Source organism: Streptococcus sp. sy018, assembly GCF_007859185.1.
GTDB lineage: Bacteria > Bacillota > Bacilli > Lactobacillales > Streptococcaceae > Streptococcus.
In genome coordinates this window covers 429,006-449,420 of record NZ_VOHN01000001.1, presented here as the reverse complement: position 1 = coordinate 449,420, position 20,415 = coordinate 429,006, and the positions used below count along the sequence as shown (strand labels likewise).

24 protein-coding genes are annotated in these 20,415 nt (G+C 38.1%); 13 read left to right on the top strand and 11 right to left on the bottom strand.

Going from position 1 to position 20,415, the window contains the following annotated elements:
- Positions 1–20: 20 nt before the first annotated feature.
- A complete protein-coding gene (locus FRX52_RS02190; protein WP_146538344.1) occupies positions 21–1,280 on the top strand; it encodes a UDP-N-acetylglucosamine 1-carboxyvinyltransferase in 1,260 nt (419 codons plus the stop codon).
- Positions 1,281–1,356: 76 nt separating this feature from the next.
- Here FRX52_RS02190 and FRX52_RS02185 read toward each other — a convergent pair whose 3' ends face one another.
- Both FRX52_RS02185 and FRX52_RS02180 read right to left on the bottom strand, forming a co-directional pair.
- The gene (locus tag FRX52_RS02185) at positions 1,357–1,590 is read right to left on the bottom strand and encodes a GlsB/YeaQ/YmgE family stress response membrane protein (RefSeq protein ID WP_146495472.1); all 234 of its coding nucleotides are present in this window, start codon (positions 1,588–1,590) and stop codon (positions 1,357–1,359) included.
- 27 nt (positions 1,591–1,617) lie between these two features.
- Positions 1,618–2,859 carry an aminopeptidase gene (locus tag FRX52_RS02180; RefSeq protein ID WP_146538343.1) on the bottom strand — a complete coding sequence of 414 codons (1,242 nt, stop codon included), beginning with the start codon at positions 2,857–2,859 and terminating at the stop codon, positions 1,618–1,620.
- A 141-nt stretch (positions 2,860–3,000) separates the two neighbouring features.
- On the opposite strand from FRX52_RS02180, the gene FRX52_RS02175 reads away from it, so the two are divergent.
- From FRX52_RS02175 to FRX52_RS05465, 3 genes are all read left to right on the top strand, one after another.
- The gene (locus FRX52_RS02175) at positions 3,001–3,132 is read left to right on the top strand and encodes a DUF4044 domain-containing protein (protein WP_146460595.1); all 132 of its coding nucleotides are present in this window, start codon (positions 3,001–3,003) and stop codon (positions 3,130–3,132) included.
- A gap of 81 nt (positions 3,133–3,213) precedes the next feature.
- Positions 3,214–4,524 carry a GTPase ObgE gene (gene obgE / locus FRX52_RS02170; RefSeq protein WP_146538342.1) on the top strand — a complete coding sequence of 437 codons (1,311 nt, stop codon included), beginning with the start codon at positions 3,214–3,216 and terminating at the stop codon, positions 4,522–4,524.
- A 14-nt stretch (positions 4,525–4,538) separates the two neighbouring features.
- Positions 4,539–4,691, top strand: a complete 153-nt coding sequence (locus FRX52_RS05465) for a hypothetical protein (protein WP_186603316.1) — start codon at positions 4,539–4,541, stop codon at positions 4,689–4,691.
- A 66-nt stretch (positions 4,692–4,757) separates the two neighbouring features.
- Here the strand turns inward: FRX52_RS05465 and FRX52_RS02165 are convergent, their stop codons facing one another.
- Both FRX52_RS02165 and FRX52_RS05515 read right to left on the bottom strand, forming a co-directional pair.
- A complete protein-coding gene (locus FRX52_RS02165; RefSeq protein WP_146538341.1) occupies positions 4,758–5,393 on the bottom strand; it encodes a copper homeostasis protein CutC in 636 nt (211 codons plus the stop codon).
- Positions 5,394–5,406: 13 nt separating this feature from the next.
- Positions 5,407–6,048 carry a hypothetical protein gene (locus tag FRX52_RS05515; protein WP_261378945.1) on the bottom strand — a complete coding sequence of 214 codons (642 nt, stop codon included), beginning with the start codon at positions 6,046–6,048 and terminating at the stop codon, positions 5,407–5,409.
- A gap of 68 nt (positions 6,049–6,116) precedes the next feature.
- Between FRX52_RS05515 and FRX52_RS02155 the strand changes: the two genes are divergently transcribed.
- On the top strand, positions 6,117–6,668 hold the full coding sequence (locus FRX52_RS02155; protein ID WP_146538340.1) for a GNAT family N-acetyltransferase: 552 nt from the start codon (positions 6,117–6,119) through the stop codon (positions 6,666–6,668).
- Between the two features lie 7 nt (positions 6,669–6,675).
- On the opposite strand, the gene FRX52_RS02150 is transcribed toward FRX52_RS02155, so the two are convergent.
- Complete coding sequence (locus FRX52_RS02150) at positions 6,676–7,527, bottom strand: AraC family transcriptional regulator (RefSeq protein ID WP_146538339.1); 852 nt, start codon at positions 7,525–7,527, stop codon at positions 6,676–6,678.
- 133 nt (positions 7,528–7,660) lie between these two features.
- On the opposite strand from FRX52_RS02150, the gene FRX52_RS02145 reads away from it, so the two are divergent.
- The 5 genes from FRX52_RS02145 to radC all read left to right on the top strand — a co-directional run bounded on the left by FRX52_RS02145 (position 7,661) and on the right by radC (position 13,289).
- Positions 7,661–9,103 carry a glycoside hydrolase family 1 protein gene (locus FRX52_RS02145; RefSeq protein ID WP_146538338.1) on the top strand — a complete coding sequence of 481 codons (1,443 nt, stop codon included), beginning with the start codon at positions 7,661–7,663 and terminating at the stop codon, positions 9,101–9,103.
- A 96-nt stretch (positions 9,104–9,199) separates the two neighbouring features.
- The gene (locus tag FRX52_RS02140; RefSeq protein ID WP_398586890.1) at positions 9,200–9,841 is read left to right on the top strand and encodes an SGNH/GDSL hydrolase family protein; all 642 of its coding nucleotides are present in this window, start codon (positions 9,200–9,202) and stop codon (positions 9,839–9,841) included.
- A gap of 63 nt (positions 9,842–9,904) precedes the next feature.
- The gene (locus tag FRX52_RS02135) at positions 9,905–11,341 is read left to right on the top strand and encodes a 6-phospho-beta-glucosidase (protein WP_146538337.1); all 1,437 of its coding nucleotides are present in this window, start codon (positions 9,905–9,907) and stop codon (positions 11,339–11,341) included.
- Between the two features lie 72 nt (positions 11,342–11,413).
- The gene (locus FRX52_RS02130) at positions 11,414–12,523 is read left to right on the top strand and encodes an AI-2E family transporter (protein WP_146538336.1); all 1,110 of its coding nucleotides are present in this window, start codon (positions 11,414–11,416) and stop codon (positions 12,521–12,523) included.
- Positions 12,524–12,599: 76 nt separating this feature from the next.
- Positions 12,600–13,289, top strand: a complete 690-nt coding sequence (gene radC / locus FRX52_RS02125; RefSeq protein ID WP_146538335.1) for a DNA repair protein RadC — start codon at positions 12,600–12,602, stop codon at positions 13,287–13,289.
- Here the strand turns inward: radC and FRX52_RS02120 are convergent.
- The 6 genes from FRX52_RS02120 to FRX52_RS02095 all read right to left on the bottom strand — a co-directional run bounded on the left by FRX52_RS02120 (position 13,276) and on the right by FRX52_RS02095 (position 17,835).
- Positions 13,276–13,986 (bottom strand): gamma-glutamyl-gamma-aminobutyrate hydrolase family protein, encoded by a 711-nt coding sequence (locus FRX52_RS02120; protein ID WP_146538334.1) that lies wholly within the window; start codon positions 13,984–13,986, stop codon positions 13,276–13,278. The two genes, radC and FRX52_RS02120, sit on opposite strands and share 14 nt — an antisense overlap.
- Positions 13,970–14,623 carry a redox-sensing transcriptional repressor Rex gene (locus tag FRX52_RS02115; protein WP_146495546.1) on the bottom strand — a complete coding sequence of 218 codons (654 nt, stop codon included), beginning with the start codon at positions 14,621–14,623 and terminating at the stop codon, positions 13,970–13,972. The genes FRX52_RS02120 and FRX52_RS02115 overlap by 17 nt, the downstream gene beginning before the upstream one ends.
- A 115-nt stretch (positions 14,624–14,738) precedes the next feature.
- Entirely contained in the window at positions 14,739–15,086 is a 348-nt protein-coding gene (locus tag FRX52_RS02110; RefSeq protein ID WP_146538333.1) for a DUF1831 domain-containing protein, read from the bottom strand.
- Position 15,087: 1 nt separating this feature from the next.
- Positions 15,088–16,206: a cysteine desulfurase family protein gene (locus FRX52_RS02105; RefSeq protein WP_146538332.1), complete on the bottom strand. Its 1,119-nt coding sequence runs from the start codon at positions 16,204–16,206 to the stop codon at positions 15,088–15,090.
- Between the two features lie 2 nt (positions 16,207–16,208).
- Positions 16,209–17,189 (bottom strand): ribose-phosphate diphosphokinase, encoded by a 981-nt coding sequence (locus FRX52_RS02100; protein ID WP_146538331.1) that lies wholly within the window; start codon positions 17,187–17,189, stop codon positions 16,209–16,211.
- A 76-nt stretch (positions 17,190–17,265) separates the two neighbouring features.
- The gene (locus FRX52_RS02095) at positions 17,266–17,835 is read right to left on the bottom strand and encodes a CYTH domain-containing protein (protein ID WP_146538330.1); all 570 of its coding nucleotides are present in this window, start codon (positions 17,833–17,835) and stop codon (positions 17,266–17,268) included.
- 207 nt (positions 17,836–18,042) lie between these two features.
- Between FRX52_RS02095 and FRX52_RS02090 the strand changes: the two genes are divergently transcribed.
- From FRX52_RS02090 to FRX52_RS02080, 3 genes are read left to right on the top strand one after another with little or no spacing between them, the layout of a single operon-like run.
- Positions 18,043–18,711, top strand: a complete 669-nt coding sequence (locus tag FRX52_RS02090) for a GTP pyrophosphokinase family protein (protein ID WP_398586889.1) — start codon at positions 18,043–18,045, stop codon at positions 18,709–18,711.
- Positions 18,686–19,528 carry an NAD kinase gene (locus FRX52_RS02085; RefSeq protein ID WP_146495437.1) on the top strand — a complete coding sequence of 281 codons (843 nt, stop codon included), beginning with the start codon at positions 18,686–18,688 and terminating at the stop codon, positions 19,526–19,528. The genes FRX52_RS02090 and FRX52_RS02085 overlap by 26 nt, the downstream gene beginning before the upstream one ends.
- Positions 19,518–20,414: an RluA family pseudouridine synthase gene (locus FRX52_RS02080; RefSeq protein ID WP_146538329.1), complete on the top strand. Its 897-nt coding sequence runs from the start codon at positions 19,518–19,520 to the stop codon at positions 20,412–20,414. Before FRX52_RS02085 ends, FRX52_RS02080 begins: the two co-directional genes overlap by 11 nt.
- Position 20,415: the final 1 nt, after the last annotated feature.

The window sequence follows — 20,415 nt, the reverse complement described above, 5'->3', positions numbered from 1 at the left end:
GTTAAGAAAGAATAGAACGTATGCGTAAGATTGTAATCAATGGTGGTAAACTTCTAAGTGGAGAAGTAGCGGTTTCTGGTGCCAAAAATAGTGTGGTGGCCTTAATTCCAGCTATTATTTTAGCAGATGATATTGTCACTTTGGATGGTGTGCCAGCCATTAGTGATGTTGACAGTTTAGTAGAAATTATTGAGATTATGGGCTGTGTGGTTAAACGTGATGGTGAAACCCTTGAAATTGACCCACGAGGTGTTAAAAATATCCCTCTACCTTATGGTAAAATCAACAGCTTGCGTGCCTCTTATTATTTTTATGGGAGTTTGTTAGGTCGTTTTGCAGAAGCCACAGTTGGCTTGCCAGGTGGTTGTGACTTGGGTCCTCGTCCGATTGATCTTCATTTGAAGGCTTTTGAAGCCATGGGAGCTAAGGTTTCTTATGAAGGTGAGTCTATGCGTTTGGCGACAGATGGTAGTCCACTTCAGGGAGCTCATATCTACATGGATACAGTGAGTGTTGGAGCAACCATCAATACCATGATTGCAGCAGCTAAGGCTCAGGGGAAGACTGTTATTGAAAATGCAGCGCGTGAACCTGAGATTATTGATGTGGCAACGTTGTTAAATAATATGGGGGCTAATATCCGTGGGGCAGGTACAGATGTCATAACCATTGAAGGTGTTAAACACCTACATGGCACACGTCATCAGGTTATTCCAGATCGCATTGAGGCAGGAACCTACATTGCTATGGCAGCAGCTATTGGTCAAGGTATTCGTGTCACAAATGTTTTATATGAACATTTGGAAAGTTTTATTGCTAAACTGGAAGAAATGGGTGTGCGAATGACCATTGATGAAGATAGTGTCTTTGTTGAAAAACAAGATAATCTCAAAGCAGTGTCAGTTAAGACATCGCCGTATCCAGGTTTTGCGACCGATTTGCAGCAACCAATCACTCCTTTACTTTTAACAACTCAAGGTCGTGGTAGCATTATTGATACGATTTATGAAAAACGAGTTAATCATGTGGCTGAGTTAGCACGTATGGGTGCAGATATTTCAGTTGTTGGTGGAAAAACAGTTTACAATGCCCCAAATCAACTAACGGGTGCAGCAGTTAAGGCAACGGATTTGCGAGCGGGTGCGGCATTGGTAACGGCTGGTTTGATGGCTCAAGGAAAAACAGAAATTACCAATATTGAATTTATTTTGCGAGGTTATTCTAATATTATTGAAAAATTGACAGCTCTAGGAGCAGATATTCAATTGGTTGAAGATTAAAAAACTAGGATGAATTATCCTAGTTTTTTATTTTGTCATAAAAAAGGTCAATGCCTCTTAACATCGACCTTTTTGGTTAGCGATTATCCTTAGGAATAAAGATACTTAGAATAATCACGGCACCAAGAATTGCTGGAAAGATTGGTCGTCCAGCAAGATATGGCCCCCAGTCGCCTAAAAGCCATTGACCTAGACTAGCACCAATTAAACCGACTATAATGCGAGTTAGACATCCGATACGATGGTTACGTTTGGTAATCAAACCAGCCAGTCCCCCAATAATAGTCCCAACAATAATTGCTTGAATCATAATATTCTTATCTTTCTAATCTTTGTGTTAGATAGCCCATTCGCCACCACGGAAGATTGGGACACGCTGACCGTCAGCTGTAATCCCATCAATATCCATCTTCTCAGAACCAATCATAAAGTCCACATGTGTTGTTGAACGGTTAAGACCAGCAGTTTTCAGCTCATCTTGGGTCATGTCAACTCCACCTTCAACACTGTGAGCATAGGCTGAACCGATGGCCAAATGATTTGAAGCATTTTCATCAAAAAGGGTATTAAAGAAAGTTAATCCAGAGAGAGAAATTGGCGTTTTATGTGGGACTAGGGCAACTTCCCCAAGAGAACGAGCTCCATCATTTTCTTCAATGAGGCGTTTAAGGGTTTCTTCACCTTTTTCTGCCTTGACATCAACAATTTGACCATCCTTGAAAGTGAAGGTCATGTTCTCAATGACGACTCCGGCATAACTCAATGGTTTGGTGCTAGTGACAACCCCATCAGCACGACGATAATCTGGAGCAGTAAAGATTTCTTCAGTTGGCATGTTGGCAATGAACTTTTCACCTTGAGCATTGAAACTACCCGCAGCTTCCCAAATGTGATTTTTTGGCATACCAAGGGTTAAATCTGTACCTGGTGCAAGATAGTGAAGGGCGTCAAACTGCATGTCATTAAGGATTTTTGCTTTTTCTGTTAATTTAGCTTCATGCTCATCCCAAGCCTTAACTGGGTCTGCTTCATAGATACGATTCATCTTAAAGATAGCATCCCAAAGGGCATCCACTTGTTCTTCACGAGTTTCCAGATTAGGAAAGACCATTGCAGCCCATTCAGGACTAGAAGCTGCAGCTAAGTTCCAGCTAATTTTATTAGCTTGAGTAGCAATTCGTTGTTTTTCAAGAGCGGTATTGATGGCTTTAGTGGCGGCTGCTAGACGTGTTGAATCTACACTAGCATAGGCACTTGGGTTATTTGATAGAACAACTAAACGACTAGCCTTTTTGTCTAAAAAGTAGTTAGATTTATCCACTAGGTATTGTGGGATAGTCGTCAAGCGTTCTTCATCGGCATGTAAATAACGTTCTCGAGTAATGGCTTCATCAGTAAAGTCAACAATGACCTCACTTGCTCCTTTGGCATAAGCTTCCTTTGTCAATAGACGAGCCAACTCGTATTGACGGACATCAATGGTTAAACAAAGGGTATGTCCTTTTTGAACATTGACTCCTTTTGCGATTAGTAATTTTGCATATTTTTCGAGTAATTGATCAAAATTTGCTAGTGTCATAAGCATCTCCTTTTATGTGATAGGCTTAATATAGCATAATTTGGTAGAAATCTCAATTAAGAAAGCGTTGGGTAAGGCTTGAAAAAAAGTGTCATTCATGATAGGATAGTTAAAGAGTAAATTAAGAAAAGGTGAGAAATTATGGCTTTTGGCGATAATGAAGTAAGAAAAAAAACGCTTTTTGAAAAAATCACATTGGTTGTCGTTGTTATCATGCTTTTGATTACAATTGGTGCTGCTGTATTGACAGCTATTAGTGCAATTTCAGCCTAGTTTATCTAGGCTTGTTTGAACAAAGGGTGACAAATTGACCAAGTGATGTTTTGTCCCTCTTTTTTTGTATAGGAGAAATAAATGAGTATGTTTTTAGATACTGCCAAAATCAGCGTTAAGGCAGGTCGTGGTGGTGATGGTATGGTGGCCTTTCGTCGTGAAAAATATGTCCCAAATGGTGGTCCTTGGGGTGGTGATGGTGGCCGTGGTGGCGATGTTATTTTCATCGTTGATGAGGGCTTACGCACCCTGATGGATTTTCGTTACAATCGGAAATTTAAGGCTAAATCTGGCGAAAAAGGCATGACTAAGGGCATGCACGGACGTGGGGCAGAAGACCTTTATGTTCGTGTGCCTCAAGGCACAACGGTACGTGATGCTCAAACTGGCAAAGTGATTACGGATTTGGTGGAACATGGTCAAGAATTTATCATTGCCAAAGGTGGTCGTGGTGGTCGTGGTAATATTCGTTTTGCAACCCCTCGCAATCCTGCTCCAGAAATTGCTGAAAATGGTGAACCAGGTGAAGAACGCGAACTGGCTCTTGAGTTGAAAATCCTAGCTGACGTTGGTTTAGTAGGGTTTCCGTCAGTTGGGAAATCAACCCTTTTAAGCGTGGTCACGGCAGCCAAACCTAAGATTGGGGCTTATCATTTTACAACCATTGTGCCTAATTTAGGAATGGTGAGAACCAAATCTGGCGATGGTTTTGCCATGGCTGATTTACCAGGTCTGATTGAAGGAGCCAGTCAAGGTGTCGGTCTTGGTACCCAGTTTCTTCGCCATATTGAACGAACTCGTGTTATTTTGCATGTCATCGATATGTCAGCAAGCGAGGGGCGTGACCCTTACGAAGATTACTTGGCCATCAATCATGAATTGGAAACTTATAACTTACGTTTGATGGAACGGCCACAGATTATCGTTGCCAACAAGATGGATATGCCAGAATCTGAAGAAAATTTAGCGATTTTTCGTGAAAAATTAGCTGCTACTTATGACGAGTTTGATGAACTACCACTGATTTTCCCGATTTCTAGTATTGCCCATCAAGGCTTGGATAATCTATTGGAAGCTACGGCAGAATTACTAAATCAAACTGATGAATTTCTGCTTTATGAAGAGGCTGATTTGGAAGAAGAAGTTTATTATGGCTTCAATGGTGAAGAAAAAGCCTTTGACATTTCTCGTGATGATGACGCCGCTTGGGTTCTATCTGGTGAGAAGTTAGAGAAACTTTTTGTCATGACCAATATGGAACGTGATGAGTCAATTATGAAATTTGCTCGTCAGTTGCGTGGTATGGGGGTTGATGAAGCCCTTCGTGAGCGTGGTGCTAAAGATGGCGACATTGTTCGTATTGGTAATTTTGAGTTTGAATTTGTGGATTAAAAAGGAGGATGATTATGGGTGATAAGCCAATATCTTTCAAGAATGAGGAAGGTCAATTTATCTCAGCAGCAGATATTTGGACGACTGAGAAACTAGAAGAACTGTTTAATACCCTTAATCCTAATCGCCAATTACGTTTGGCAAAAAATCATCAAGATAAAGAATAAATAAAGCACCTAGAATAGCTATTCTAGGTGCTTTATTATTATCAGATATGATAGTTAAGATAAGATTTAGATGATTTTTGTGCCATGAACGATAGGTGTCCCAATTTGTGAAGCTAAGCTATGACAGTTTTGAGCAGTGACGCCACCCCCAATCATGATTTCAATTCTATTATTGGCATAATCAACTAAAGATTTGAGATGATTAATATTATCAGTAATTGGCTGTCTAAGATTGGCTGAACCATGCACTAAGACACGAGTAAAGCCATAATCAATCAGTTGTTCTAAGGCTTGAAACTGCTCTGCTTTAGGAATAAGGTCAAAGGCCATGTGAAAAACCAGGGGCAATCTTTGAGTGCTTGGGAGCAAGGATTCAATGGCTAGGCAATCAAGTCGATTGTCTTGAGTTAGTAATCCCATGACTAAAGCGTCACTTCCTAACTTGATTGCTTTCAAAATATCAGTTCTCATCAGCTCTATCTCTTCTTGAGTATAGACAAAATTTCCCCCACGCGGTCGAATCATGGTGGCTAATGCAATCCCCTTGCTGTGTAGAATTTTAGCAGCATGTTCAATAGTTTGAGCAGAAGGCGTGACACCACCAATGGCTAAATGTTGGCACAACTCGACACGCGCTACTTGATGGGGGCTTAACTCCAAAAGATTTTCTACCGTTTCGGTACAAAGTTCCTTGATTAACATATTTTTTCCTTATTTAATTATCATCTTGGTTAGAAATAGAGGCTCCAGATGTCACATCAGACCATCCGACCAGTGCTTGTCCGCTATCATCTAAGTAGGCTTTTAGAAGTGGTGAAATATCTTGGGTGTATTGGAAGATGCCTCGTAGTTTTTTTTGGTCATCATAGAGGGCTTGATAAGTTTGAATCAACCGTTGGTTGAAACTATCTAGGGGAATTGGCAGATGAAGGCTATCCGTTTGGCTGGTCTTGATGTCTGATAAGATCCAAGATTCCAATTGCTCCACATCATCTGCAAAGAAAAAACTACCGTCAGGTTGCCCATTACTGTATAGCACCTGTCCTTTTTCATCAAAAATCGTTAGTCGTAGGGGCAGATAATGCAATAGCTCTTGCGTTTGCTTGTCAATAAATTGGCGAATTTGCCTTGCGATTTGCCAAGGGTGTTCAGCAGAATTTAGTATAAGCAAAGGCAGTTCAGTTTCAACTGTGCTTGTGCTGAAAATGGCTTGATGAGTGTTAGTTATGTTTTGCGTAAAGTCATCAAGACTAGAAATAGTCAGTTGTAACAAATCATCAAAATAAGTTTGAATGTCTTGCCAAAAGGCCAATGTTTGTTTGTCGCGATAAAGGGCGAGAGCGTTCAATCTTTTCATAATCTCATCTTACGTTTTTTTATCAAAAAAAGCAACTAAGTGCTATAATAAAGATAGGAGGTGTTAAGATGAGTAAAAGTCCTTGGCTTATTTTGGCTGAACATCAGATTATTGAAACACAACGACTGCGTTTGCGTCCACTTTCCCTAGCTGATGCAGAAGATTATCATGAATTTAATATGGATGACGATTTGTTAAAATATAGTTATATGGCCAGTCGCACCAAAGAAGAGAGTTTAGAAGAATTAGTCCTGTGGAATCTCAAAACTCCCTTGGGTCGTTATGGTATTGAACTGCTGAGTGAAGGTAAAATTATTGGTAATTCTAGCATTCGCTTGGACGACACAAGCACGAAAGCAGAGATTGGAATTACCTTAAATCGTCATTATCACCATCAAGGCTATGCTAGAGAAACGCTTGCTGCCCTAAGAGATTTGGCGGTAAGCATGCCGACGGTTAATTATTTGAAAGCAAGTTGTAACCAAGACAATCAGGCTAGTCGAGCTGTGCTAGAGGCCATTGGCATGAATTTGGAAGAAACTCTTGAGAACACGACCAGTCTTAGAGGTCATCAAATCACCACCTTAATTTATGGCTTAGATGTATCCAAAAACGCTTAGGTTTAGTCTAAGCGTTTTTGATGAGTTGATTTTTTCGATATTGGCTAGGTGTGACTTGATGATAGGCTTTGAATTGTCGATTAAAGTTGGAAAGGTTATTAAAGCCGACTTGCTGAGCAATCTCAAGAATCGAATCAGTCGTGTCAACTAAACGTTCACAAGCCTTATTAAGCCTAACCTGAATGATAAAATCAGTGCAGGTAGTTCCTGTATGCTCCTTGAAAAGAGCCATAAAATGCGTCTTGCTATAGCCCATCTGTTGGGCAAGCGTATCAATGCTCAAGGGAGTATGATAGTTGTGATTGATGTAGTCAATTAACTCACGAATTTTTTCATTTTTACGGTAAATGTCGTTACTTTGCTTACGCACGACATAGCGATAATAAAAGAGATAATAGATGAGTTCTTGTAATTTTGATTTGAGTAAAATCTCAAAATGTCGCTCTTTCTTCTCCACTAGCTGAAAAATTATAAACAAACAAGTTTTGATGTCTTGGTAGCCAGACATATCAGGCTTGATACAAGGTGTCAATTTATACTGGCTATTTTGTAAGGGTTGTAAATAGCGTAAGCTCACCAAATCAACCATGGAAGCCCCAAGCATATCAAGATGGCAATTAAAGACAGCCGTCAGATGTTCCTTTTGAGCCAATGGATGAATAGAGTGCATACCATTGGGACGGATTAGGATAATATCACCAGCTTGGCTATTGAAATAATCATAATCAATATGATAACGGGCAGTTCCCTCATGCACATAGTGGATTTCTAGTTCAGGATGCCAATGAAAAAGAATATCAGGACGTCCATTTTGGACATGGATTTGTTGAAATTGGTAAGGTAGTGGATTATTACTCATATTAGATGACCCTTTTTATTTTTTTTCTATTATAACAAAATCAGACAAAAGTATCAGTTTTTCGCAGGATAGTGTCGGAAAAATCTATGAAAATAGACTATATTATTAGTAAAAAGACATAGGAGGGTAAGAAATGACACAGTCAATTTTTCCAAAAAACTTTTTATGGGGTGGGGCAACAGCAGCCAATCAGCTTGAAGGAGCTTACAATCAAGATGGCAAGGGCTTGTCTGTACAAGATGTCACACCAAATGGAGGCGTGCCAGCTAATTCAGCAGATAAAAATCCTCGGATTACTGACTACCCAACGTCTGATAATCTCAAACTTGAGGGAATCGATTTTTATCATCGCTATAAAGAAGATATTGCACTCTTTGCTGAAATGGGTTTTAAGGTCTTTCGCATGTCTATTGCCTGGTCACGTATTTTTCCAAAAGGAGATGAATTAGAGCCAAACGAAGCTGGTTTAGCTTTTTATGATAAGGTTTTTGATGAATTGGCCAAATATGGTATTGAACCTTTGGTGACCTTATCACATTATGAAACGCCCTTATATCTAGCACGCACCTACAATGGTTGGGCTAGTCGTGAACTAATTACTTTTTATGAACGTTATGTGCGAACCGTCTTTATGCGCTATAAGGATAAGGTAAAATATTGGTTGACCTTTAATGAAATTAACTCTGTGCTTCACGCGCCATTTATGTCTGGTGGCATTGTGACGCCTGTGGAAAACCTGTCTAAACAAGATTTGTATCAAGCCGTTCATCATGAACTAGTAGCGTCAGCCCTTGCAACTAAGCTTGGTCATGAGATTAACCCTGAATTCAAAATTGGTTGTATGGTTCTAGCCATGCCGACCTATGCGATGACAGCCAATCCTTTGGATCAATTAGCTGTTCGTCAATTTGCTAATCATAATTATTTCTTTAGTGATGTTCATGCGCGTGGCAAGTACCCTAATTACATCAAACGCTATTTCAAAGAAAATGATATTAGCATTGAGTTTGCTGAAGGTGATGAAGAAATCCTACAACACACCGTTGACTTTATTTCCTTCTCTTACTACATGAGTGTGGCTCAGGCCCATAATCCAGAAGATTATAATACAGGTCGAGGTAATATCATGGGTGGCGTTACCAATCCTTATTTATCAGCATCTGAATGGGGCTGGCAGATTGATCCGATAGGCTTACGTCTGGTCTTAAATGATTTTTATGATCGCTATCAGTTGCCACTTTTTATTGTAGAAAATGGACTTGGGGCCAAGGATGTTTTGGTTGATGGAGCTGACGGGCCAACGGTTGAGGATGACTATCGTATTGATTATTTACAACAACATCTTATTCAAGTTGGAGAAGCTCTACAAGATGGGGTTGATGTGTTGGGCTATACCACTTGGGGCCCAATTGATTTAGTGTCAGCATCGACTGCTGAATTAAGTAAACGTTATGGTTTTATCTATGTCGATCGTCATGATGATGGTAGTGGTAGCCTAGCACGTTATAAGAAAAAATCATTCTATTGGTATAAAACTGTCATTGCCAGCAATGGAGCTAGTTTGTACCAAGATTAGTCACCAATCAATAGATTTCTTCAAAACTATAAAACGGGTATTTTGTTTAATAGTGTTTGATATTGTATAATAGAGAAGTAACATGATGTCATGTTAATGATTTTATTAAGGAGAGGAAAACTTATGTTAGAAACAGGAAATCAAGCTTTAAACGATTATATCATGCAACGTTTTCAAGGCTTTATACAAGACAATCAGAAAGAGAAAAAAGGCGGCATTGTTTTTGCAGGAGATTCGATTACCGAATTTTTCCCTTTAAAAAAATATTTAGGGCGTGACCATCATTTGATTAACCGAGGCATTGCTGGAACAGATACGGTTTGGTTACAAGAACATTTAGCAGAGCAGGTTTTAGCTGTAGAGCCTAGTAAGGTTTTCTTGTCTATTGGTACTAATGATATTGGACGCGAGTATCCAAAACAAGAGACGATTGAACGTTTCAGTCAAATCATTAGTCAAATTAAATCTAATAACCCCTTTGTTCAGATTTATCTACTTTCTATCTTCCCTGTCAATGAGTCTGTAGACTATCAAGAAAAAGTTAAGATTAGAACTAATCAAGCTATTCAATCTTTAAATCAAGACTTATCTCAATTACCAGGTGTTGAATTTATTGACTTGTACCCATTATTATTGGATAAGGATGGGCAGTTAGCAGCTAATCTGACAACAGATGGGCTTCATCTGACTATGCCAGCCTATGAGATCATTTCTAAAAAACTAGCTCTGTATTTATAAACCAATTGATTTTTTGATATCAAAAGATAATTTAATCTTTTATCAATTATAAGGAGTAATGAGATGACAATTTATCCAGAATTTCCTAAAAATTTCCTTTGGGGTGGTGCTACGGCTGCTAACCAGTGTGAAGGAGCTTATGATGTTGATGGTCGTGGCTTAGCTAATGTTGATGTTGTGCCAATCGGTAAAGACCGTTTCCCCATCATAGCAGGTCAAAAGAAGATGTTCGACTTTGAAGACAGCTATTTCTATCCTGCAAAAGAATCTATCGATTTTTATCATCGCTACAAGGAGGATATTGCCTTATTTGCTGAAATGGGTTTCAAAACCTATCGCATGTCAATAGCTTGGTCACGCATTTTTCCAAAAGGTGACGAATTAGAACCAAATGAAGCAGGTCTTGACTTCTACGAAAAAGTGTTCAAGGAATGTCATCGGTATGGGATTGAACCCTTGGTCACCATTACTCACTTTGACTGTCCAATGCACCTGATTAAAGAATATGGTGGCTGGCGTAATCGTCAGTTAATCACGTTTTACGAACGCTTGTGTCGTACTCTTTTCACACGTTATAAAGGACTGGTCAAATACTGGTTGACTTTTAATGAAATCAATATGATTTTACATGCGCCATTTATGGGGGCGGGTCTTTACTTTGAAGATGGTGAAAATCAAGAACAAGTCAAATACCAAGCAGCCCATCATGAATTGGTAGCATCAGCCTTAGCGACTAAGATTGCTCATGAAATTGAACCAGAAAATAAAGTTGGTTGTATGTTAGCGGCAGGTCAATATTATCCCAATACACCCCATCCAGATGATGTGTGGGAGAGTTTGAAATTAGATAGAGAAAACTACTTTTTTATTGATGTTCAAGCGCGTGGTGAGTACCCAAATTATGCCAAAAAAGAGTGGGAACAAAAAGGGATTGACATCAATATTGAACCCAAAGACTTGCTACTTTTGAAAGAGAACACGGTTGATTTTATTTCTTTCTCTTATTATTCTAGTCGAGTAGCTTCAGCAGATCCAGCAGTCAAGGAAAAAACGGCTGGTAATATCTTTGCCTCAATCAAAAATCCTTATCTCACAGAGTCAGAGTGGGGGTGGCAAATTGATCCACTTGGTCTAAGGATTACCCTTAATACCATATGGGATCGTTATCAAAAACCGATGTTTATCGTTGAAAATGGTCTGGGAGCAGTAGATACACCAGATGAAACAGGCTATGTGGCAGATGATTACCGTATTGACTACCTGCGTGAGCATATTAAGGCGATGAATGATGCCATTAACCAAGACGGTGTGGAACTCTGGGGCTACACGACTTGGGGTTGTATCGATCTCGTATCTGCCGGTACTGGTGAAATGAAAAAACGCTATGGTTTTATCTATGTTGATCGTGATAATGAAGGAAATGGTAGCCTAAAACGTTCCAAGAAAAAATCGTTTGATTGGTACAAACAAGTTATCGCAACTAACGGCAGTATGTTATAATAATGATAAAGGTGGAGAATACCTCTCACCTTTATTTTTGCTATTTTATTAGAGAGAAGTTTAGGATAAAAAATGACATTTAATCGTTCACGTTTTCTTTTTATTATTATTAGTTTTGCAAGTTGCTATGCAATAATGACTTACTGGTCTGTGGGAGCCTCTTTGATCAATACCCTAAAAAATGCATTGATGCCTTTTATAACAGGTGCAGGTATTGCCTACGTGATTAACATTGTTATGAGTGGCTATGAAAAACTGTTAACTAAGCTGTTTAAAAAATCTTTTAAGGGGTTACGAGCGCTTAGTTTATTGCTCGCCTATTTAACATTTATTTGGGCCTTTGTTTTTATTTTTTCAATTGTTTTACCAGATTTGATTAGTAGTCTAAAACGACTTTTAGCCATTAAACCATCTGATATTCAAAATATTTTGATGGAAGTTCAACAAAATGATAAGGTAACGAAACTTTTAGATTATTTAGGTGGCGAAGTTGTCATTAGTCAACAAATTTCTAGTTATAGTCAACAAATCTCTAATCAATTTTTAGGCCTACTATCAAACTTACTGTCATCTGTGACAAAGTTTGCTTCAGGTTTGATGTCTTTGTTTGTGAGCCTTATCTTTTCTATTTATGTTTTATCAAGTAAGGAAAGTCTAGCGAGACAGGTAAATCTTTTGCTTGATACTTATTTAGGTCGCTTTGCTAAAAGTTTTCATTATGTTCGAGAAATTCTACATAAACGTTTTCGTGGTTTCTTTGTAAGCCAAACCCTTGAAGCAATGATTTTAGGTACTTTAACTACTATTGGTATGTGGATTTTCAAATTACCTTATGCTCCAACTATAGGTATTGTGATTGCTTTTACAGCGATTATTCCAGTTGTAGGTGCTTATATCGGGGTCACAGTCGGAACGATTTTAATTTTAACCCAATCAGTGAATCAAGCGATTTTCTTTCTTATCTTTGTGATTATTTTGCAACAGTTTGAAGGCAATCTAATTTACCCTCGAGTTGTAGGTGGCTCTATAGGTTTACCAGGAATGTGGGTTCTATTATCCATTACTGTAGGTGGAGCCTTGGGTGGTATTCTAGGTATGCTTTTAGCAGTACCTCTAGCTGCAACCTTTTATCAGTTAATCAAAGATCAGGTGGTTAACATTCAAGCTAGAAAAAATAGATGATATTTTTAAAAAGCGAGCGTCCAAAAAAGGAAGCTCGCTTTTTCTTACGAATAATAAGATAGGAGGTAGATAAGTGATGTATGAGATTAAGTTGAGAAAAGATGTTTTTTTGCCCCGTGAGCGTCTATTAAACGACGGAGCAGCTCAACTAAGTAATCAAGAACTATTGGCTATTTTATTACGTACAGGTACAAAACAATCATCGGTTATTGAGATAGCTACAAAAATAATCAATAATCTTAATAATTTAGCTGAATTCAAAGAATTATCTATTCAAGAATTGCAGCAAGTGTCAGGAATTGGGCAAGTTAAGGCGATTGAATTGAAGGCAATGATTGAGTTAGGTAAGCGTATCACTCAAGCAGAATACTTAAAAGAACATCAGATTTTAAGCAGTGAGCGTATTGCTAAAAAAATGATGTTGGAATTTGGCGATAAAAAACAAGAGCACCTAGTGGCACTCTATTTAGATACACAAAATCGTGTGATTCAGCAAAAAGTCGTTTTTATAGGAGGAGTGAGACGCTCGATTGCAGAATCAAGAGAAATTCTTCACTATGCTTGTCGAACAATGGCGACCTCCCTTATTATCGTTCATAATCATCCGTCAGGTGTTCCACAACCAAGTGAGAGTGATATTAGTTTTACAGAAAAACTTCATCGTTCCTGTCAAGATTTGGGAATTATTCTACTCGATCACATTATTGTTGGGCAACGTCGTTACTACAGTTTTCGTGAAAAGGACCGAATACTTACAAACGGTTAACAACATAATCAAAAAGGGCTAAGTCTTCTGGGCGACTTTTATGAAGCAATTCTGGATGCCATTGAACTCCCAAAAAATTACAATCAGTCGCAAGAACTGCTTCAATGGTACCATCCTTAGGATCACGAGCAATGACTTTTAGATTTGGTGCTAATTCTTTAATACTTTGATGGTGAAAAGAATTGATACTAGCTGTTTTTCCATAGATCTCTGCTAGAATACTATCTGAATCGACTTGCATATCTTGAGAAAGGTAGTCAGAAGGATGATCTTGCCAATGATTTTCAATCGTTTGATTCAAGTTGCCTCCAAGAGCAACATTCATCAACTGAGTTCCTCGGCAAACTGAAAAAATTGGTTTTTTTTGAGCTAAGGCTTCCTTAATCAAGGCTAATTCAAATTCGTCACGTTCTCGTAAAAAATCGCAATCATCTGTTTGAATGGTCTCTCCATAAAATTCTGGAAGAACATTTTGACCGCCAGTTAAGATAAGTTTATCAATTAGATTGATATAAGTGGCAGCATATTCTGGTTTACTAATGGGTAGAATAAGAGGGAGGCCGCCAACTCTTTTCACCCCCTCAACAAATCCAGTTGCCGTATAAGAAATATTGACACCGTCAGGGGTCATTTGATCTAGTGTCGTGCGTTGATTACCAGTGATTCCAATAATAGGTTGCTTATTGTTTATTGTCATTGTCATCTTGATTCATAAAGTAAAGAAGAGTCTGTAATTCACTTGTCAAATCGACATATTGAACAAAGACATCTTTAGGGAGGTTAAGGTTTATTGGTGAAAAACTTAAAATGCCTTTTATTCCAGCTTCAACTAAGAGATCAGCAACTTCCTGAGCTTTAACACTAGGAACAGTTAGAATGGCTGTATGACTGGCTAAATGCTCAAGTTTTTCCTTAATACTAGCAATATCATAAATAGGGATATTATCAGGGGTAGTCTGACCAATCAATTCATGTTCAGCAGTGTCAAAGGCTGCAACAATTTGCATCTTATTGCGTTCATGAAAACGGTAATGAAGAAGGGCTCGTCCGAGGTTTCCAACGCCAATTAGGACAACATTGGTGATAGAGTGGTCGTTGAGAATATCAGCAAAGAAGTTCATTAGTTTTTTGACGTCATAGCCAAAGCCACGTCGCCCTAATTCTCCAAAATAAGAAAAATCACGACGAACGGTTGCCGAATCAATGCCAATAGCATCAGCAATTTGACGAGAGTTAACTTTTTCAATATTTTCTGCATTAAGTCGTTTGAAGATACGATAGTAAAGAGATAAACGACGAGCAGTAGCATTTGGGATGCTTTTATCAATAGTCATAAATGTCATACGCTTTCTTTGAAATGTAATTTAGTTTAGATTCTATTTTAATGAAAGTTTGTGAATTTTTCAATAAAATAGCTTTGAGTTTAATAAAAAGCGCCGAAACGCTCTTTTAGACTGTGAATTTATCAAAAATCCCACGTTCTACCAAGCTATTCATGAGAAAGTAGAACTTATCTTGAAAAATTTTATGTTGTTCTGACTTGAAAATATTAACAGAACGAAGACCAGATTGATCTGTAATAGTCAATTTGAAACCTGTTAATTCTTTGTTGACGATGATTTTTAGTGGGAAACCTTGATTAGAATTGGGGATTTCTTCTAACAATCGAGTCAGTTCGTAGTGACCAATTTTATTTTCAAAAAAAGTGGTGTCACGCAGGGTGTATTTTTTTATTTTAGGGCTGATTGCATAACGGTATTGACAATCAGGTAGATGAATTTCTTGTTTAAATGCCATACTAATGTTTTATCACTTTCTTTAAGATTTGAGCTAAAGCAAGGACTTCAGCAAGGGTATTATATTCAGAGAAACTAATTCTAATCACTTCTTTGAGACGTGGAGAAGTCTTGCCGTAATAACTAGCTAAGACATGGCTTGGTTCGATATTACCAGTGGTACAGGCTGAACCTGCTGAAAGCGAGAAACCAGCCAAGTCGAGTTGAGTTAATAAGAGAGCATTATTCGTTTCTGGAAAACCTAAGCTAAGGACGTAAGGAAGGCTATTTGCCCCTTGATTAAGATAATAATTAACACCTAGTTGATCTAGTTGTTTCAAGAAACTAGCTTTCAATCCATAGATTTGTGCTAAGTTTTCCTTTTCTTTTGCTAAACAGTCCAATAAAGCAGTGGTCATACCTGCAATGCCTATTAGATTTTCGGTGCTTGCACGTCTATTGTTTTCTTGTTGTCCACCATGTAAAAGTGGAGTTAGTTTAAGGGTATTGTGATAGAGAAAACCACACCCTTTAGGCCCGTGAAATTTATGAGCTGACGCAGACAATAAATCAATATGTAGCTCCTGAGGATGAACGGATAATTTACCGATCACTTGAATGGCATCAACATGAAAAACTGCTTGATGTTCTGTTAAAAGTGTGCCAATCTCCTCTATTGGATAAACATCACCTGTTTCATTATTGGCATACATGATGCTGACCAAGATGGTGTCTGGTCGCAAGGCTTCTTTTACTTGTTGAGCAGAGATGGTTTGATTGATAGGTTCTAGGTAAGTGACTTCAAAACCACATGTTTCTAAATAGCTCATGGTATGTAAGACGGAGTGATGTTCAACACTTGTTGTAATTAAGTGTTTTCCCTTATCTTGATTGGCCAAGGCATAGCCTTTGATCGCCAAGTTATTGCTTTCTGTTCCACCAGATGTAAAAATTAGTTGATTATCCTTAACTGCTAAAGCTTGAGCTAGTTCTTGACGGCATTGGCGAAGGAGTTGATTGGCTTTACGTCCATCTTGATGAAGACTAGATGGATTTCCAAAAACCTGGCTCATCACCTGTGTCATCCGTTCAATCACTTTCGGTGTTAAATGACTGGTTGCCGCATTATCAAAATAGACCATGATTAAGCATCCTTTTCATCAACACGGTAAGAGAAGAGTGGACTGAGTGGTTGTCGTTCTTGAATGCGAATAATCGCTTCTCCGATTAACTGGCTGGCTGAAATATAAACCAACTGTTCAGGTTTTGGATGTTGACTCTTAATGGAATCTGTAGCAATAATTTCTTTGATTGGGGCAGCATTTAAGACATCTGCGGTTGTTTTGGTTAGGTGGGCATGACTAACAGCCGCATAAATTGCAGTTGCACCACCAGCTTCTACAATTTTAGCAGCTTCAGCTAAGGTTTTTCCGGTATTCAAGATGTCATCAATTAGAATCGCCTGTTTACCAGCCACATCTCCAATGATGTAGCCTTCTTCACGATTGGCATCATCCTTGGCATAATCGATAATCGCGATTGGGGCATCAAGATATTCTGCTAGACTGCGAGCACGTTTAATACCTGAATTTTTTGGACTAACAACAACGACTTCATCAGCTGGGAAATGTTGATTGATGTAACGTTTTGCAAAAAGAGGGGTAGTTAATAAATTATCTACGGGAATATCAAAGAAACCTTGAACTTGAACAGTGTGCAAATCTAGAGTAAGGATACGATTAACCCCCGCCTTAACTAGCATATTCGCAACTAGTTTAGCTGTAATTGGTTCACGGGAAGAAGCAATGCGATCTTGACGAGCATAACCAAAATAAGGAATAACAACGTTTATAGTATTAGCACTGGCTCTTAGGCAGGCGTCAATCATAATCAGTAATTCCCACAAGTTATCATTAACGGGAAAGCTTGTTGATTGAATAATATATATGTCAGCTCCTCGAACGCTTTCTTCAATGTTAACCATAATTTCACCATCAGCAAATTGACGTGAAGAGACCTTGCTCAAGGGAATACCGGCAGCACTGGCAATTTTTTCTGCCACTTCCATATTAGAGGAAAGTGAGAAAAGTTTGACGGTTTTTGTAAAATGATTGTGATCAGACATCAATAAAAGGCTCCTTTTATAAAAAACTTCATTTTATTTTATCAAAAATGGCAAAAGATTTCAGTAAGTAACTATTTTAATTTTTAGGGAGTGTGCTTGCAAAACGAGCAAGTTTACTTTTGGCAAATTTATAGTTGATATTATATTTTTTCAAAAAAGCTTGAAAATCAGCTTCTCCTTTACTAGCATCGTTAACTTCTAACTCTAATTCATAGTCTTTGATTTGGGCATAGCGATTGCTGTCTAAGGCAATCAACCCAATGTCAATCTGACTTTCACGGCGAATGGTTGTTAGGTTACCGAGTAGATTAAGTTTACTTAAATCAATTCCCGCATCCAAAATAGGTTGAGTGACTGTATTGATTGGAAAATGTCCTGTACGAATGAGTTCTTTAGCTTTTTCTAAGCTTAATTCAGCATTAAATTCTAAATTCCCAACGTCTTGGGGAATTTTAAGTGTTAGTTCAGCAGACTGACTAAAGGTTCTAATTCTAAGTGATAGTCGATGTTTTTTAAGTTGAAAATCAGCGGTATCAAAATAATAGTTGGTCTGGGTGATTTGAGGCACATGGCTAAATAATAAATCAAGTCGTTTAAATTCATCCTTGGTTAACAAGGTTTTGTATTCAATTTCGAGATGTTTCATAGGTTTCCTTTCTTTTGGTTTATTAATCTAATCATATTTTATCTTAAAGTTAAGAAAATATCATGTTTTTACTAGATAATGAGCAATTTGATGACGAAAAGGAAAATATAAGGAAAAAATTTAGACAGAAAGTATGGTATAATGGTAGAAGTAGTTTGTTCGATAAAAGACGTTCTGATGCTTAAAGGAGGTATTGATGTAATGGAAATGAAAGACTGGGAAGCCTTTTTAGACCCCTATATTCAGACAGTCGGAGAGTTAAAGATTAAATTAAGAGGCATTCGCAAACAATTCCGTAAACAAAATCAGCATTCTCCAATTGAATTTGTTACAGGTCGTGTCAAATCAGTTGAGAGCATTAAGGAAAAAATGGTTAGGCGAAATGTTCCATTAGAACGAATTCGAGAAGATATCGAAGACATTGCAGGGTTGCGGATCATGGTTCAGTTTGTGGATGATATTGATGAAGTTTTGACCTTGTTACGACAACGTGGTGACATGAAAGTTGTGATTGAGCGTGATTATATCAATCATAAAAAAGAAAGTGGTTATCGTTCTTACCATGTGATTGTTGAATATCCTGTTGATACCATTACTGGTCCCAAGACAGTCTTAGCAGAAATTCAAATTAGGACTCTAGCCATGAACTTTTGGGCAACCATTGAGCATTCGCTTAATTACAAGTATGGCGGGGATATTCCTAGTGAATTACAAAAACGTTTGAAAAGAACGGCAGATATTTCATTAAAATTGGACGAGGAAATGCGTAAAATTAGGGATGAGATTAAAGAAGCGCAATTGTTATTTGATCCCATTCATAAACGTGTTAATGATGGTGTAGGAAATAGTGATGACACAGATGAATTTTACCGATAAGGTTATTAAAGTAGCTATTATTTCAAATGGCAATTACCAGAGCCGAGGGATAGCTCATAAATTATTTAATATTTTACGTGATGATCAGGACTTTTATTTGACTAAGCGTCATCCAGACGTTGTTATCTCTATTGGTGGCGATGGTATGCTATTGTCTGCCTTTCACATGTACGAACGGTCATTGGACAATATTCGATTTGTTGGAATTCATACAGGCCATTTAGGATTTTATACGGATTATAGAGATTTTGAAGTCAATAAACTGTTAGATGATTTGCGTTCAGATCGAGGTGAAAAAATCTCTTATCCCATTTTACGCGTTAAAACGACGTTATCAGATGGTCGTGTGTTGACCTCACGTGCCTTAAATGAAGCGACCATCAAGCGTATGGAAAAGACCATGGTTGCCGATGTTTTGGTCAATCAAATAAAATTTGAGAGCTTTCGTGGTGATGGTCTATCCGTATCGACTCCAACGGGTAGTACAGCCTATAATAAGTCACTTGGAGGAGCTGTTTTACATCCCACTATCGAAGCATTACAATTAACAGAAATTGCTAGCTTAAACAATCGTGTCTTTCGTACCTTAGGCAGTCCTTTAATCGTTCCTAAAGGAGAAAAAATAGAAATTATTCCCAAACGTTTAGGAACGTATGTTATCGCTGTAGATAACAAAACTTATAAGCATAGGGATGTTGTTAAGATTGAGTTTGAGTTAGATCAGAAAAAAATTCATTTTGTTGGTTCTGACAGTCACATCAGTTTCTGGGAGCGTGTTCGAGATGCTTTTATCGGAGAGTTAGAAGATGAAGTTTGATTTTATTGCCCATCGTCCCTGTCAAGTTAAGAGTTTACTGAAGGAGCATGATGTTTCAAAGGCTCTTTTAGCTAAAGTTAAGTTTAAGGGGGGCAATATTTGGGTTAATGATGTGGAACAAAATGCCACCTATGTTTTAGCTGTTGGAGATAAGGTAACCATTGAGGTTCCAAATGAAGAAGATTTAGCGGGTAGTTTACAACCTGTGGCGCGTGATTTGGCGATTGTTTATGAAGATGAACATTTTTTACTTCTCAATAAGCCCCATGGTGTAGCCAGTATTCCAAGTGTGCTTCATTCTAATACAATGGCTAATTTCGTTAAATATTATTATGTAGCTAATGATTATCCTAATCGTCAGGTTCATATTGTCACACGATTGGATAAGGATACCAGTGGTTTAATGCTTTTTGCTAAACATGGTTATGCTCATGCTCGTTTGGATAAACAATTACAAGCTAAAACAATTGAAAAACGTTATTATGCCTTAATTTCAGGCTCAGGAGAGTTGGCCAGTCAAGGTGATATTATTGCGCCAATAGCTAGACCAGAAGATAGCATTATCACACGTTGTGTGCATCCAGATGGCAAGTATGCTCATACTAGTTATCAGGTTGTTGAAGATTTTGGTGAGGTCAAGTTGGTAGATATTAAACTACATACAGGACGCACGCATCAAATTAGGGTACATTTCGCACATATTGGTTTCCCGCTACTAGGAGATGATCTTTATGGTGGCCGCATGGACTTGGGGCTAACTAGACAAGCCTTGCATTGTCATCAACTAAGTTTTGTCAATCCTTTTACCAAGGAAAAACAAATACACACGAGTGACTTGACAGATGATATGGAAAATTTTATGATAAAATGGAAAACGAAAGGATAAA

Coding starts and splice junctions, on each gene's coding strand:
- FRX52_RS02190 (WP_146538344.1), top strand. CDS start 21: ATGCGTAAGATTGTAATCAATGGTGGTAAACTTCTAAGTGGAGAAGTA.
- FRX52_RS02185 (WP_146495472.1), bottom strand. CDS start 1,590: ATGATTCAAGCAATTATTGTTGGGACTATTATTGGGGGACTGGCTGGT.
- FRX52_RS02180 (WP_146538343.1), bottom strand. CDS start 2,859: ATGACACTAGCAAATTTTGATCAATTACTCGAAAAATATGCAAAATTA.
- FRX52_RS02175 (WP_146460595.1), top strand. CDS start 3,001: ATGGCTTTTGGCGATAATGAAGTAAGAAAAAAAACGCTTTTTGAAAAA.
- obgE (WP_146538342.1), top strand. CDS start 3,214: ATGAGTATGTTTTTAGATACTGCCAAAATCAGCGTTAAGGCAGGTCGT.
- FRX52_RS05465 (WP_186603316.1), top strand. CDS start 4,539: ATGGGTGATAAGCCAATATCTTTCAAGAATGAGGAAGGTCAATTTATC.
- FRX52_RS02165 (WP_146538341.1), bottom strand. CDS start 5,393: ATGTTAATCAAGGAACTTTGTACCGAAACGGTAGAAAATCTTTTGGAG.
- FRX52_RS05515 (WP_261378945.1), bottom strand. CDS start 6,048: ATGAAAAGATTGAACGCTCTCGCCCTTTATCGCGACAAACAAACATTG.
- FRX52_RS02155 (WP_146538340.1), top strand. CDS start 6,117: ATGAGTAAAAGTCCTTGGCTTATTTTGGCTGAACATCAGATTATTGAA.
- FRX52_RS02150 (WP_146538339.1), bottom strand. CDS start 7,527: ATGAGTAATAATCCACTACCTTACCAATTTCAACAAATCCATGTCCAA.
- FRX52_RS02145 (WP_146538338.1), top strand. CDS start 7,661: ATGACACAGTCAATTTTTCCAAAAAACTTTTTATGGGGTGGGGCAACA.
- FRX52_RS02140 (WP_398586890.1), top strand. CDS start 9,200: ATGATTTTATTAAGGAGAGGAAAACTTATGTTAGAAACAGGAAATCAA.
- FRX52_RS02135 (WP_146538337.1), top strand. CDS start 9,905: ATGACAATTTATCCAGAATTTCCTAAAAATTTCCTTTGGGGTGGTGCT.
- FRX52_RS02130 (WP_146538336.1), top strand. CDS start 11,414: ATGACATTTAATCGTTCACGTTTTCTTTTTATTATTATTAGTTTTGCA.
- radC (WP_146538335.1), top strand. CDS start 12,600: ATGTATGAGATTAAGTTGAGAAAAGATGTTTTTTTGCCCCGTGAGCGT.
- FRX52_RS02120 (WP_146538334.1), bottom strand. CDS start 13,986: ATGACAATAAACAATAAGCAACCTATTATTGGAATCACTGGTAATCAA.
- FRX52_RS02115 (WP_146495546.1), bottom strand. CDS start 14,623: ATGACTATTGATAAAAGCATCCCAAATGCTACTGCTCGTCGTTTATCT.
- FRX52_RS02110 (WP_146538333.1), bottom strand. CDS start 15,086: ATGGCATTTAAACAAGAAATTCATCTACCTGATTGTCAATACCGTTAT.
- FRX52_RS02105 (WP_146538332.1), bottom strand. CDS start 16,206: ATGGTCTATTTTGATAATGCGGCAACCAGTCATTTAACACCGAAAGTG.
- FRX52_RS02100 (WP_146538331.1), bottom strand. CDS start 17,189: ATGTCTGATCACAATCATTTTACAAAAACCGTCAAACTTTTCTCACTT.
- FRX52_RS02095 (WP_146538330.1), bottom strand. CDS start 17,835: ATGAAACATCTCGAAATTGAATACAAAACCTTGTTAACCAAGGATGAA.
- FRX52_RS02090 (WP_398586889.1), top strand. CDS start 18,043: ATGAAAGACTGGGAAGCCTTTTTAGACCCCTATATTCAGACAGTCGGA.
- FRX52_RS02085 (WP_146495437.1), top strand. CDS start 18,686: ATGACACAGATGAATTTTACCGATAAGGTTATTAAAGTAGCTATTATT.
- FRX52_RS02080 (WP_146538329.1), top strand. CDS start 19,518: ATGAAGTTTGATTTTATTGCCCATCGTCCCTGTCAAGTTAAGAGTTTA.